The sequence below is a fragment of the Sagittula stellata E-37 genome (assembly GCF_039724765.1).
GTDB classification, from domain to species: Bacteria; Pseudomonadota; Alphaproteobacteria; order Rhodobacterales; family Rhodobacteraceae; genus Sagittula; species Sagittula stellata.
In genome coordinates this window covers 1,395,634-1,408,567 of sequence record NZ_CP155729.1, presented here as the reverse complement: position 1 = coordinate 1,408,567, position 12,934 = coordinate 1,395,634, and the positions used below count along the sequence as shown (strand labels likewise).

The 12,934-nt window shown below is 67.1% G+C and carries 11 protein-coding genes; 5 read left to right on the top strand and 6 right to left on the bottom strand.

What is annotated here, in order from left to right; all coding sequences use genetic code 11:
* Nucleotides 1-12: 12 nt before the first annotated feature.
* The 3 genes from ABFK29_RS06665 (at nt 13) to ABFK29_RS06655 (ending at nt 1,946) form a co-directional block, all read left to right on the top strand.
* On the top strand, nt 13-258 hold the full coding sequence (locus tag ABFK29_RS06665) for a hypothetical protein (protein WP_005860673.1): 246 nt from the start codon (nt 13-15) through the stop codon (nt 256-258).
* Nucleotides 259-379: 121 nt separating this feature from the next.
* Nucleotides 380-775: a DUF6795 domain-containing protein gene (locus tag ABFK29_RS06660; protein WP_040604750.1), complete on the top strand. Its 396-nt coding sequence runs from the start codon at nt 380-382 to the stop codon at nt 773-775.
* A gap of 10 nt (nt 776-785) precedes the next feature.
* A complete protein-coding gene (locus ABFK29_RS06655; protein ID WP_005860669.1) occupies nt 786-1,946 on the top strand; it encodes a lipase family protein in 1,161 nt (386 codons plus the stop codon).
* A 61-nt stretch (nt 1,947-2,007) separates the two neighbouring features.
* Here ABFK29_RS06655 and ABFK29_RS06650 read toward each other — a convergent pair whose 3' ends face one another.
* The 3 genes from ABFK29_RS06650 to ABFK29_RS06640 form a co-directional block, all read right to left on the bottom strand.
* Nucleotides 2,008-4,299 (bottom strand): right-handed parallel beta-helix repeat-containing protein, encoded by a 2,292-nt coding sequence (locus tag ABFK29_RS06650; RefSeq protein WP_005860668.1) that lies wholly within the window; start codon nt 4,297-4,299, stop codon nt 2,008-2,010.
* 155 nt (nt 4,300-4,454) lie between these two features.
* Entirely contained in the window at nt 4,455-4,886 is a 432-nt protein-coding gene (locus tag ABFK29_RS06645; RefSeq protein ID WP_040604749.1) for a DUF4864 domain-containing protein, read from the bottom strand.
* Between the two features lie 107 nt (nt 4,887-4,993).
* The gene (locus tag ABFK29_RS06640) at nt 4,994-6,574 is read right to left on the bottom strand and encodes a lysine--tRNA ligase (RefSeq protein WP_005860664.1); all 1,581 of its coding nucleotides are present in this window, start codon (nt 6,572-6,574) and stop codon (nt 4,994-4,996) included.
* Between the two features lie 119 nt (nt 6,575-6,693).
* Between ABFK29_RS06640 and ABFK29_RS06635 the strand changes: the two genes are divergently transcribed.
* Together ABFK29_RS06635 and ABFK29_RS06630 are read left to right on the top strand one after the other, a co-directional pair.
* The gene (locus ABFK29_RS06635; protein WP_005860662.1) at nt 6,694-7,116 is read left to right on the top strand and encodes a tellurite resistance TerB family protein; all 423 of its coding nucleotides are present in this window, start codon (nt 6,694-6,696) and stop codon (nt 7,114-7,116) included.
* Between the two features lie 176 nt (nt 7,117-7,292).
* The gene (locus tag ABFK29_RS06630) at nt 7,293-7,721 is read left to right on the top strand and encodes a L,D-transpeptidase (RefSeq protein ID WP_005860660.1); all 429 of its coding nucleotides are present in this window, start codon (nt 7,293-7,295) and stop codon (nt 7,719-7,721) included.
* Nucleotides 7,722-7,882: 161 nt separating this feature from the next.
* On the opposite strand, the gene dacB is transcribed toward ABFK29_RS06630, so the two are convergent.
* From dacB to ABFK29_RS06615, 3 genes are all read right to left on the bottom strand, one after another.
* Entirely contained in the window at nt 7,883-9,385 is a 1,503-nt protein-coding gene (gene dacB, locus ABFK29_RS06625) for a D-alanyl-D-alanine carboxypeptidase/D-alanyl-D-alanine endopeptidase (protein ID WP_005860658.1), read from the bottom strand.
* Nucleotides 9,386-9,443: 58 nt separating this feature from the next.
* Entirely contained in the window at nt 9,444-10,046 is a 603-nt protein-coding gene (locus ABFK29_RS06620; RefSeq protein WP_005860656.1) for a nicotinate-nucleotide adenylyltransferase, read from the bottom strand.
* 108 nt (nt 10,047-10,154) lie between these two features.
* Complete coding sequence (locus ABFK29_RS06615) at nt 10,155-12,677, bottom strand: methyl-accepting chemotaxis protein (RefSeq protein WP_050772444.1); 2,523 nt, start codon at nt 12,675-12,677, stop codon at nt 10,155-10,157.
* Nucleotides 12,678-12,934: the final 257 nt, after the last annotated feature.

Genomic DNA, 12,934 nt, shown 5'->3' with positions numbered 1-12,934 from the left:
AGGACCAGACCGGTGCCCCTCTCCCCCAGCCAGATCCGCGCCGATTTTCTCACCGAGGGCCGCATCGCCCTGACGGGAAAGGCCGAGGCCGAAGGGGCCCGCGCGCCCGACATCGACGCCGCCAAGGCCCTCAAGCGGGCCCGGGGCCTGCCCGCCGCCGATAGGTCGCATACCGCCGCGCCGGCACGTCCGGCAAACGCGGGCCACCCGCCCGGACCGCGTTTCTTCCTCCGTCGGGTGCACCTCCGGTTTTCCTGACTTTCGCCTTGCGCTCAAAGCGGTAGACAGGGGGGCAGAACAAAGTTCATGCGATATGCCCTTTCGGTTACTGGCCCGGGTCGCGCTTGCGGCCCTTATCCTTATTGATGCGGAGACGGCGATGGCCCGCGCTGACGAATACCTCTGCTCCCCGATGAGCGGTCAGCTTGTCGACGCGGACGGTGCGCCCGTCCCCGACACACCCGTTCGGCGTGCGTGGTACTGGCGCGGCAAGCGCGGCGAGGACAGCACCGTGACCGATGACAGCGGCCATTTCTCGTTTGGCGCCGTGCCGCCGAAGCGCGGACTGTTCGAGATGATCCCTGCGCGCGAGGCGGTGACACAGGATTTCTATGCCGACCTGCCCGACGGAGCCTTCCAGTTCCTTTACCTGTCCACCCGTGGCCTGACGCTGAATGCCGAAACCGATGGCCGCCCCTTCAACGTCCGCTGTGCCATCGGCGTGGAACCCCACGCCGACGACATACACTTCGGCACCTGTACTCTGATCGAGTGAAGGACACCGCATGACCCTCCTGACAGGCAGCCAGGCCGCCACCTTCGCCGATCTCGCCTACGACACCGCGGCCGCGACCGACAATTCGGCGGCGACGTGGCGCGCGAAGGGCTCTCTGGCGGCGGCGCAGAAGAAGAAGGGCGGCTGTTCGGCGGACCTGACGGAGTTCTCGACCCTCACCGGCTTCACCGGCCAGTCGGGCGCGTTTTCGCTGCGCGACACCTCGGGCTTCGGTGCGGTGTTCGAACGGAAGAACGGCGGCGGTGGGCGCGATCTCGTGGTGGCCTTCAGGGGCAGCGTGTCCGCCAGCGACTGGGTGTCCAACTTCAACTTCGGGATGGACCGCGGCCCGGGCGACTGCATCGTTCATGCGGGCTTCAACCGGATCTACACGACCTTCCAGGACGACCTGCACCACATCATCGACGCCGCGCGGCCCGAGACGCTCCATTTCGTCGGGCACTCGCTGGGCGGTGCGATGGCGACGCTCGCCATGGCGGACTACGGCCTGCGGGGCGGCGCGGCCTGCCGGCTCTACACCTTCGGAACGCCCCGGATTGGCGGTTTCGGCTTGTCGTCGCAGCTGCGACGGGTGCTGACGCCGGGCACCGTCAGGCGGGTCTATTCCGTGTCCGACCCCGTGCCGATGCTGCCCGTCCTGCCCTTCCAGCACTTCGCCGCCGGGGCGACAGGGCTGGATTTCGGGTTCACCTACATCACGCCCCGCGCCCACGACCGCATCCAGTACCGCAACCGGATGCCCTCCTCCGGCTGGCCCGCCGCCACGCCGCTCGCCCAGAAAAGCGACCCGGATTACTGGCTGGGGCTGGCGGAAAAGGCGCAGGGCTTTTCGGCGCTGGGATACCACGCGCTGTCGATGGCGCTGCGGGGGATCATGCGGATGGTCAACATGGCCGGGCTGGCGCTGTCTGCCGGGATCACCGTGCTCGACCGCATGGTCGAGGCGATCCACCAGGGCGCGCTCCTGTCGAAGAAAATCGCGGAGACTACGCTGCGCTTCGTCAAGGCGGCGCTGAGGATGTGCGGACGGCTGGCCCTGCGCGCCGCCGTCACCGCCGCCGACCTGACGGTGGAGTTCCTGCAGACCGTCTTCGACATGATGCTGGCGCCGGTGCGCCGCTCGGCCCTGCTGGCGCTGAACGCGGCCTAAAGCGCACCCTCAAAGGCCGCGCCCGGCAAGCGGCGCGGCCTGTTCACACGCGGAACACGGCTTACACGTCGCAGCGCATCGTCACCGCCACGTCGCCCAGCATCGGCACGGGCCAGACCAGCTGCACCCTGTCCTTGTTGCTGCCGGTGGCGGCCTGCGTGTAGGGCATCGCGTAATTGCTGACGTTCGCCTCGTTGCGCGGACGCGAGGTGGTGGTCACACCGTCGACCTGCTCTGCCCACCCGTTGAACGGCAGGCGCTGGTCGCTGTCGATCTCCCAGACCTGCGCATGGGTGTTTTGGCTGTGCTTCACGGTTAGCGGGTTCTCGGCGCCGCGCACCACGTTGTGGTAGGTGTTGCCGTGAAAGCTGAGCGCCCGCATGCTGCCCATCTCCAGCGCCGCAAAGGAGGTGTCGACCTTCTCCGCCCGGTCGATGGCCACCCGCACGCCCCGGAAGGTGTTGCCCGACACGTTCATCCCGTTGACGAAATGCCCCGAGCCGTAGGGCTTCACCACGATGAAGGCAAAGCTCGTCGCCACGTCCGACACCAGCATCACGTTGTTGGTGACGGACAGGCCCGCAAAGCCGAACCCGCCGGAAAAATCCGGCTCCGGCTCGCGCTCGTTCGTCCACTCGATGAAACAGTTGTCGATGTAATTGCCCGTGATCTGCGTGTTGCAGGCGCGCAGGGCGATGACGATCCCCGCCGTCCGTATGCCATTCGTCGCAGCGTCGCCCTGAAAGAAGTGGTTGCCGGTGATGACGCTCTGCGCGCCGCTGACCACCGCAAAATGGCGGAACTGCGACGCGCGGCAGTTGCGGATCTTCACGTCGTTGGCGTTCACCACGACGCCCACCGACTGGCGGTTCTGCGACAGGGTCCCGCCCTCGTGGCTGATGAACTGGCAATGATCGACCAGCAACCCCTGGCAACCGTCGCCGATGGAGACCAGCCCGCGGTGGCCGGGCCGGTTGAAGACGCAGTTGCGCACCACGTTCACCGTCCCCAGCGCCGGCAAAGCCATGCCGCTGGCCAATTCGTTGCACTGGAACTCGACGCCCTCCAGCTCGAACACGTTCAGCCGCTCGAAGCCGGTGAAATCCAGCAGGAACTTGTAGCGTGTGAAGGTGTAGACCTGCACGCCCACCGCGTCCGACAGTGGCTGCGACAGGGTCACTTCCTGCGCGGGCACGTTCACCTCGCGCACATAGACCTCGCGTCCGACGCCGGGCGCGGTGACATGGCTGCCGACCTGGATGTTGGCGACGTTGGCCACCGCCGTCAGCTTCCATTCGTTCGCCGCCGAATAGGTGGCTTGGCTGGTGACCGTCTCCGGCGTCCAGTTGCCGCTGTCCTCGGCCCGAAGCTGGCCGTTGCGGATCACCCGGCGCTGCGCATAGCTGGTGCGGTTCGGCACCGCCGCCTGCACGTCGATGGGCGCGAACACCGACACCCGCCGCCCGCACAGGTCCAGGCTTTCGTGATCGGCGCCGTTCATCAGCGACTGCACCGCCTTGCGGAAGGCCAGTTCCTCGTCGCCACCGAAGGCGTCGATGTAGTCGGGCAGCGCGAAATCCTTGGTCAGCGACAGGATCGCGTCGACCGGCATGTCGAGCGTCCCCTCGAAGGTCACACGGCTCTCCAGCGTCACCGAAGACGCCAGCCGGTAGGTTCCCGCCGACACCAGCACCCGCCGCCCGTTCGCGGCGGCATCGGCGGCGGCAAAGGCGGCGGTGTCGTCGGTCACGCCGTCGCCCTGCGCGCCGAAATCGCGCACATCCACCCAGTTCATCATGTCGCGCAGGAAGGCACCGGTGACGTCCTCGATCGTCAGGTCGTCGACCCGCACCACGCCGCCGTTCGCCCCGGTCAGGTCGATGCCGAAATGCCCGTAGGCCGCGCCCGTCCCCCAGACCAGATCGACGCCTTCGCGATTGCCCGCGCCGACGATGGCCGAGACCTCGACCACCTCGCCGTAGTCCGTCAGCGCAACCGACGCGCCGACGGTGACGACACCGCCCACCGCCGCCCCACCCGCCGTCGCAGGATATCCCGCGATCCGGACCGAGGGCAACGCGCCCGCCACGGCCTTCACCCGCGCCGTCACCCGCAGGTAGCAGCCCGGCGGCAGCGGCGTCTGGCCCATGTAGCGCAGCTTCTGCGTGGCACTGGTCTTCTGGATTTCAAGGCAACCGCCGAAGTCCTGATCCGCCGGAACGAAGGCCGCCGATGCGAAACTCGCGTAGGTATCCGACCCCGGCACCCCGTCGCCCCGGGAAAACAGACCGAGGTTGCCCGCCGCAAACGCGGGCGGCATGAAGACCAGTCCGTCGGTAATCGCCTTGTTCATCGAGATCCCTTTCCACGCGAGGGGCACGGGCGCCCCGGTCGGGAGAGGGAAGTATCAACAGCCGGTTAACGCCTTCGGACCTGAGCGTACGCTGGGCCGAGGGCGCACGGTCCGGCCCCTGAGCCGGCCCGGTTCGGATCCGGATCGGCCAAAGCTCAGGCCGACACGTCCGGCGTCTGAAGGAACTGCACGCCGGAAATCCGCCAGGCGCCATCCACCTCCAGCATCCGGTAATCCAGCGCGAAGCTGCGGCCGCGTCCGTCCATGACATAGACCTCCTGCCACAGCGCGCCGTCGATCATCCGCAGGTCGCCGAACTGAACACCCGACGGCTTCCAGACCATCGGATACCCGTTGCGCACCATGTCGCCGAAGATCTTCGGCGTGCGGAACATGCTCTGGATGTTGGGGGCGGCGAATTCGAACGCGCTTTCCACGTCCTCGGCCAGGAAGGCGTCCATCTGCTGGCGGATGACCCCCTCGATTGCCGGATCGCGGGGCCTGACCTCTTCTTCAGCGCTCACGGCACCGACCAGCAGCATGCCTGCCAGTCCCATCAGCATGACCAGTTTCAGAAATCCGCGCATGACGTGCCTCCCCTGCATGTGTCGCAAGGTAAGGCACGCGGACGGGCGGTCAAAAGTTTCAACCGTCCGCGGTCACGCCTCGGAACGCCAAACCGCCGCTCAGGCGGTCAGGCGGTCAGCTCGCCCGCCAGTGCCGTCTCGATCAGCGATGCGGTCTCGGACACGCCGTAAAGCGCGATGAAGCCGCCGAAGCGCGGGCCCTGGCTCTGGCCCAGCAGCACCTCGTAAAGCGCCTTGAACCAGTCGCGCAGGTTCTCGAACCCGTGCTCCTTGCCGACCGCGAAGACCAGCGACTGCAGCGCCTCGTCGTCGGCACCGCCGTCCCAGCCGCGCAGCCGGGCCGCGAGGTCCTCCATCGCCGCGCGCTCCTGCGGGTTGGGTGCGCGGAAGACCTTCGACGGCTTCACGAAGTCCTTGTAGTACTTCACCGCGAACCCCGCCGCCGCGTCGAGATCCGGATGCGTCTCGGGCGAGGCATCGGGCGCGTAGCGGTTGATGAAGGCCCACATCGCCGCCTTGTCCTCGGCCCCGGCCGCCGACGCCAGGTTCAGCAGCATGGAGAACGGCACCACCAGCGTGCTTTCCGGCACCTCGCCGCCGTGAATGTGCCACACCGGGTTGTTGAACCGCGCCGCCGCGTCCTGCCCGCGGTAGGCCCGAAGCTGCTGGTGATACTCGTCCACCGCCTTCGGGATCACGTCGAAGTGCATCCGCTTCGCCGTCTTGGGCTTCTGGAACATGAAGTAGGACAGCGACTCGGTCGAGGCATAGGTCAGCCACTCGTCGATGGAGATGCCGTTGCCCGACGACTTGGAGATCTTCTGCCCATTTTCGTCGAGGAACAGTTCATAGGTGAAATGCTCCGGCGCCTTCGCGCCCAGCGCCCGACAGATGCCGTCGTAGATCGGCGTGTTGGTCGAATGGTCCTTGCCGTACATCTCGAAGTCGACGCCCAGCGCCGCCCAGCGGGCGCCGAAGTCCGGCTTCCACTGCAGCTTTACCTGCCCGCCGGTCACCGGCAGCGTCCATTCGCGCCCTGTTTCGTCGTCGAAGGTGATCTCGCCCTTCGCCGCATCGACGTGCTTCATCGGCACGTACAGCACGCGGCCCGTCTCCGGGTGGATCGGCAGGAAGATCGAATAGGTCTGCTGGCGCTCCTCGCGCAGCGACTTCAGCATGATCTTCATCAGGTCGTCGTAGCGTTCCGCCGCGCGCAGCAGCGTCTCGTCGAACTGGCCCGACTTGTAGAACTCCGTCGCCGAGATGAACTCGTACTCGAACCCGAAGGTGTCGAGGAACCGCCGCAGCATGGCATTGTTGTGATGGCCGAAGGACTCGTGCGTCTCGAACGGGTCGTAGACCGAGGTCAGCGGCTTTTGCAAGTCCTCGCGCAGGCGGTCCTGGTTCGGCACGTTGCCCGGCACCTTGCGCATTCCGTCCATGTCGTCCGAAAAGCAGATCAGCCGCGTCGGGATGTCCGAGATCTCCTGGAAGGCCCGGCGGATCATCGAGGTCCGCGCAACTTCGCCGAAGGTGCCGATATGCGGCAGACCCGAGGGGCCGTAGCCCGTCTCGAACAGGACGTAGCCCTTCTCGGGCGGCGCCTTCTCGTAGCGTTTGAGGATCCGGCGCGCCTCTTCAAAGGGCCAGGCCTTTGCCGTCATGGCGGCGTCACGCAGATCGGACATGTCCGGAACTCCTCGGGATCGTAAGGGGGTGGATACCGCGCGCTTCCTATTGCCCCGGCGCGCCGGGGTCAATAAACAGCGGGTGTACGAGAGTTGCCGATCAGACGAAGGGTTCGACCATGACCGACGTGACACACCCGCTCAGCCCGCAGGACTGCCTCGTGGCCCTGATGATCGCGGTCTCCGCCTCGGACGAGAACGTGCGCACCTCCGAGCTGGTCAAGATCGACTCGGCGGTCAACCTGCTGCCGGTCTTCGCCGACTACGACAACGACCGGATCGGCGCCATGTCGCGGCTGGTGTTCGAGCTTTTCGACCAGGAGGACGGGCTGGACGCGCTTTTCGGCCTGATGCGGGACAACCTCCCCGAACGCCTGTTCGAAACCGCCTATGCGCTAGCCTGCGACGTCGCCGCCGCCGACGGCACCCTGCGCGAGACCGAGCTGCGCCTGCTCGAAGAGATTCGCTACGAATTGAATATAGACCGCCTGCACGCCGCCGCGATCGAGCGCGGCGCCCGCGCGCGTCACCTTTCCCTCTGATTTCGCCGCAGAAAACGCATCAGACCGCGGCATTTTCGCATCGGTCGGCGCGAATGTCGCGGCAAAGCCGCGACGGGTCAGGATTCCCGGACTGACCGGGCATTAACGGCATTGTATCCTCAGGATCGGCATATTTTCGCCAATCGCGCTGCCCGCGTATTCCTGGAGGGACCATTATGAACCGTTTTCTTGCTGCCGCCTTCGGTGCGGTGCTGACCTGCCTGCTGCCGCTGGGCGCCCTGGCCGCGCCGCTTGTGGCGCAGGTCGACATCTCGTCGCAGACCATGACCGTGATCTACAACGGGCAGGTCGCCTACCAGTGGCCGGTCTCCACCGCGCGCAACGGCAAGTACACGCCGCGCGGGGCGTGGTCGGCCAAGTGGCTGTCGCGCAACCACAAGTCCAGCCTCTACAACAACGCGCCCATGCCCTATGCGATCTTCTTCAACGGCAATTACGCGATCCACGGCACCGACCAGATCTCGCGCCTGGGGCGTCCGGCCTCGGCGGGCTGCGTGCGGCTGCACCCCGAACACGCCGCCGTGCTGTTCGGCCTGACCCAGCAGGTCGGCAAGCAGAACATGCGCGTGGTCATCACCAACTGATCGGATCGCAAGACGGCAAACGGGGCGGCGCACAGCCCCGCCCTACGGGCCGTTCCGCGGGTTGGACAGGGCAAGCGCCGACCCGCGACTGCGTCACCGCCGTGAATACACCGTCATGAAAAAGGGGGCCATTTTGCCCCGCCGGACCGGTGTGGCCGGGCTCACGCCTCGTAGAGCACGCCCCAGCGTTCGATCAGCGCCTGCTGCAGCATCTTCGCCCGCACGTTCCACGAGGACGCGCCCTCGGGGCGTTCCCGCTCCTCGACAGTCAGCGCCGCGCGCCGGTCGAGGTCGGCGGTGAAGATCGCAAAGGCCAGCTCCCGGCCCTTCGGCAGGTCGGCGAACCCCGCCAGCCCGCTCACGAAGTTCAGCGTCCCGGTCTTGGCATGCACCGAGATCGGGTGGTTATCCATCACCCGGCGCTGCGCATCGCGCATCAGGAACGGCTTCATCAGCGGCTTCAGCTGCTTTTCCCGGTGCAGCGCGACAAGCGCCTCCATCATCCGGGCGGCGGGCACGCGGCTCAGGTCGCCCAGCCCCGAATGGTCGACAAGCCCGATCCCCGGCACGCCAAGGCTTTCTTCCGCCCAGTCGTTCAGCGCACCGGCGGATTCGCGCAGATCGCGCGGCATCCGCCCAAGGCGCACCCGGCTCGCCGAAAGGCCCACGACCTCGGCGGTCAGGTTGGTCGAATATTTCATCATGTCGTGCAGGATGTCGGTCAGCAGACCGCTTTCGATCCGGGCCACCGGTTCCGCCCCTTCGGGCAGGGTCTCGATCACCTGCGGCGCACCCAGCTTGATACCCTGGGCACGGGCGAAACTCTGGAACACCTCTCCGGCATAAAGCTCCGGCTTGCGGACCGGCAGCCACCGCGCCCCGCCCGAGCCCAGCGCCCCCTTCGCCACGGTCCAGGCGTCCTGCCCGTTGGCGTCGCTGTAGGTGTAGACCGGCACGCTGCGCGCCTCGACGGCCATGCGCGCCATGCGCACCTCGGGCCGGTGCGCGCCCGACCGCGCGTCCATCGTGACCTCGTAATCCCCCCCGGCCCGGCGCCACTCGAAATGCACGCGGTTGAAGTTCAGGCACAGGCCGGACACCGAAGGGTTGTAACCGACGTGATCGGGCTGCGCGGTGTCGATGTCGTGCTGGTAGGGCAGCGCGCCGCCCCAGACGCGAAAGCCGCCGGTCGCGCCGGTCACGCCCGACGCCTTCAGCCGCTGCGCCAGCGTCGCGAGGTCGTCGGTCTCAAGCGAGGGATCGCCGCCACCGGCGAGGATCACGTCGCCTTGCACCACGCCATCCCTGACAGCGCCAGTCACCATGACGCGGGTCTCGAAACGATGATCGGGCCCCAGTTGCGCCAGCGCGTAGCCCGACGTCAGCGCCTTGGCGACGCTGGCGGGCGGCAGGCCCTGATCGGGGTCGTGGCTTTCAAGCACCTCTCCGGTGGCCGCGTCCGAGACGCAGAATCCCACGGTGCCGTCAAGCCGCGCCCGGGCGATGAGCTCGTCGATGGAGGGCAGGTTGCGCAGCCGAAGGTCTTCGCCCCGGGCCACCGGCCTGAGCGACACCTCCGGCGGACCCGCCAGGGCACCGCCTGCAGAAAGCGCCAGTGCGCCTGCGCCGAATAGAAAGGAACGTCTCGAAACCCCGGTGGTCATGGCGGCGATCTAAGCCAATCTCGCGCGCCGCCGCAACCGGGCAATTGCCCTCTCACGGTCACGTTTCCGCCCCCCGGCGGCCCGCCGCGCGCAGCGCGCTGGAGCTCTCCGGACGCATCGGCATGTTCACGAAACACCACGCCGGCGCCACAGCCCCCCCCAGCGTGCGCGAGGCCCGCGCCGGTATGCGGGCATCTGCATAGGCCCGCGCCGCGACCGACCTCTGCGCCGCCAGCCTGTGGCCCGGACGGGCCAGAACGCCCACCGACACGCGGTCCATGATTTCGTGCCAGTTGTCCCAGCGGTGAAACTGCACGAGGTTGTCGGCCCCCATCAGCCAGGTGAACCGCACGCGCGGGCAAAGTGCGGTCAGCCGGGCCAGTGTCTCGGCGGTGTAGCGCGTGCCCAGACGGTCCTCGATGTCGCTGACGGCGATGGCGGGATGGCCGCCGAGGATGGCCTCTGCCGCCGCCATCCGCTCGGCCAGGGGGGCGGGTGGATGGGGCTTCAGCGGGTTGCCCGGGCTGACCAGCCACACCACCCGGTCGAGGCCGAAGCGTTTCAGCGCCTCCCGCGACAGCTGGACGTGGCCCACGTGCGGGGGGTCGAACGATCCGCCCAGCAACCCCACGCGGGCGCCGGGCCGGAACGCGGATGGCATGTCCAACGGTCTCAATCGCGGGTCCTGTTCCTGCGTGGCTCCTGCCCTCAGGCCTACGCATTCCCGCGGACCGGATCAAGCGGCTGACCGCCAAGCCGCTGCCGGTTCTCAGAAATCCTGCCACAGCGGCGATGAACCGCCTGACGCGGCGCGGGCCTTGGGCGCGGTGTCCGCAGGGATCGGCTTGGCGTCTGCGCTGTCCCATCCGAGATCCGCCGTACTGGCATGTGTGGCGCCTGACCCGGCCGCCGGGCGGGCGGTCTTCTTCGGCGCGTGGGGCCTGCGGCGACCGGGCGCATCCTTTTCGAGCCGGGCCACGGAGGCCGCCTTCCCCGTCTTGGGCGCGGCGGGTGCCGAGGCCTTCGCCACGGGCCGGGCAGCTCCCACGGGACGGACCTGCGATCCGCCACTCCCCTGCGAACGGAACCGCGCCACGAGGGTGCGTAGATCGGCGGACTTGTCCTTCAGCCCGCGGCTCGCCGCCACGCTGTCCTGCACCATCGCGGCATTCTGCTGCGTCACCTGGTCCAGCATCGAAATACCGTTGTTGATCTCGCTGATGCCCTGCGCCTGCTCTGCCGCGCTCGCCGCGATGTGCTCCACCCGGTCGGAGACCGAGACGACCTCGCGCAGGATGCCCTCCATCGCGCCGCCCAGTTCCGACACGAGTCTTACCCCGTTCGACACATTGTCGTTCGAGTTGGTGATGAGGTTGCGGATCTCGGTCGCACTGTCCGAGGACCGTTGCGCCAGCGCCCGCACTTCCGACGCGACAACCGCGAAGCCGCGCCCGACCTCGCCGGCCCGGGCGGCCTCCACCCCGGCATTCAGCGACAGGAGGTTGGTCTGGAATGCGATGTCCTCCATCACGCCGATGATCTGGGCGATCTGCTTCGACGAGCTCTCGATGGCGCTCATGGCCTGCACGGCACGGCCCCGCACCTCTTCGCCCTGCTCCGCCTGGTCGCGCGCCACGCCGATGGCACCCACGATCTGTTTGGCGCCATCGGCGGTCGATTTCACACTGGCCGAAATCTGGTCCATGGCGGCGGCGGTCTCTTCAAGCGTCGCGGCCTGGTTCTCCGTACGGGAGGACAGCGATTCAGCGCCATCGCTCAGCCGGTCGACGTCCGCCTCCATCGACACCGCGCTTGAGCGCAACTGTTCGATGATCGCGGACAGCGATTCCGCCGTCGCGTTGAAATGCTCCTTCAGCGGGGCGTAATCGCCATCGAGCGTTTGCCGGATCGCGCAGTCGAGATCTCCGTCCGCCAGCTTGAACAACGCCTCGCGCAGCGCCTCCACCGCCTTGGCCTGCTGGAGCGCCTTCTGCTTTTCGCGGGCATGGGCCGCCTCCACCTCGGACAGGTCCTTGCGGAAACCGTTCAGCGCGCGGGCGATGTCGCCGATCTCGTCCGCCTTGTCGGCCTGCGCGACCTTTGTCTTGTAGTCGCCCTCGGCGATGCGGCGCACGCCCTGCAACAGGTCGCCGATGCGCCCGGTCAGCATCCGGGCGACAAGGAACGCCACCCCCATCACCATGACCAGCACGATCAGCACCTGCGCGACGGTCGTGGCGAAAAGCTCGTTCTCGGTCGCCATCGCCTCGACGCGGTCCTGCTCGATCACGATGTGCCATTGCGTGCCATCGAAATCGATACTGTTCGACAGCGCCACCGCCGGATTGCCCGACAGCCCGGTGACGTCGGTCGAGGAAAACTCCTCGCCGTTCCGCGCCGCCCGGATCTGCGGCAGGTCCGGCAGCGGATCGAAGATGCCGTGACCGCCCTCCTGAACAGACGCGGTCAGGGCCAGGCCGGCCTCGTTGACCGCGTAGATCTCGCCCGTCCGGCCAAGGAACGGCGTCTGCCCCAGAATCGTGCCCACCCGATCGATGTCGATCTGAAGTCCCGCGACGCCCAGCAGCACACCGTCCGCATCGAACACCGGCGCGGCGACGAACTTGGCCGGCTGGCCGTTGCTGGGCGCATAGGCCGCGAAGTCGGAAAAGGCGATCTCGCCTTCGTTCATGTCCAGCGCCCGGCGGAACGCATCGCCCAGCCCGCTGTCGGCATAAGGGCCGGTCAGGAAATTCGTGGCAAAGTCGCGCTCCTTGAACACGGTGTAGACAAGGTTGCCGTCGGCATCGAACAGGAAGAGGTCGTAGTAGTTCCGCATCTGCTGAAAGCGGCGCAGGTCGGGATGGTACACTTCATGCTCCTCCGACCAGATCGAACCGTCCCGCGCCGTCAGCAGATTGTCCTTCTCCCCGACGGGATTGGGATTGTCGTCGATGTAGAGCCGCCGAAGCGTTTCGTCCGGGGCCTCTCCAATCAGCCGCCGGGACCGGGTAAACCTGTTCAGCGCATCCCTCGTGCTGTCGGCCTCGGCCAGCAGCACGATATCCGTCTCGATCGTGTGCAGCCATTCCTTGAGCGCGAACTGGCGCTCCTCCATGACGGCTTCCATGACGACATTGCGCCGCGATTCAAGCGCCCGGACCGCCTGCCAGTAGGCAAAGGCCGACACCGCGAAGACGATGACCAGCGTGGGCACGGCGATCTGCAGCGGGAACTTCCACTTGATGTTCATCGCCAGTGCGGACTTGGGAGGAAGAGTGTCGGAATTCATCGGTATCTCCGGCGCAATTTGATCGGGACATGCGCGACCGCACGGCCCGTCGGACGATGCCATTCATGATCCTGAAGTCTTTATATCGAATTAATCGAAAACTGGCGCGGCACGCGTGGCAGCAGAAACCGTGGGGAGCCATCAAGCATCTGAAAGAAATCGTTAAATCTTGTGGCATCGGGCGCAGGCGGCGTGACACGCACCGGCTGTCCCGCCGCTCAGGATTGCACCTTCACGGCCCATGCGATACTGCGCAC

What these genes read in the sequence shown, in the direction of transcription:
- ABFK29_RS06630 (WP_005860660.1), top strand. Translation starts at nt 7,293, where the DNA reads ATGAACCGTTTTCTTGCTGCCGCCTTCGGTGCGGTGCTGACCTGCCTG.
- ABFK29_RS06640 (WP_005860664.1), bottom strand. Translation starts at nt 6,574, where the DNA reads ATGTCCGATCTGCGTGACGCCGCCATGACGGCAAAGGCCTGGCCCTTT.
- ABFK29_RS06635 (WP_005860662.1), top strand. Translation starts at nt 6,694, where the DNA reads ATGACCGACGTGACACACCCGCTCAGCCCGCAGGACTGCCTCGTGGCC.
- ABFK29_RS06655 (WP_005860669.1), top strand. Translation starts at nt 786, where the DNA reads ATGACCCTCCTGACAGGCAGCCAGGCCGCCACCTTCGCCGATCTCGCC.
- ABFK29_RS06650 (WP_005860668.1), bottom strand. Translation starts at nt 4,299, where the DNA reads ATGAACAAGGCGATTACCGACGGACTGGTCTTCATGCCGCCCGCGTTT.
- ABFK29_RS06620 (WP_005860656.1), bottom strand. Translation starts at nt 10,046, where the DNA reads ATGCCATCCGCGTTCCGGCCCGGCGCCCGCGTGGGGTTGCTGGGCGGA.
- dacB (WP_005860658.1), bottom strand. Translation starts at nt 9,385, where the DNA reads ATGACCACCGGGGTTTCGAGACGTTCCTTTCTATTCGGCGCAGGCGCA.
- ABFK29_RS06645 (WP_040604749.1), bottom strand. Translation starts at nt 4,886, where the DNA reads ATGCGCGGATTTCTGAAACTGGTCATGCTGATGGGACTGGCAGGCATG.
- ABFK29_RS06615 (WP_050772444.1), bottom strand. Translation starts at nt 12,677, where the DNA reads ATGAATTCCGACACTCTTCCTCCCAAGTCCGCACTGGCGATGAACATC.
- ABFK29_RS06660 (WP_040604750.1), top strand. Translation starts at nt 380, where the DNA reads ATGGCCCGCGCTGACGAATACCTCTGCTCCCCGATGAGCGGTCAGCTT.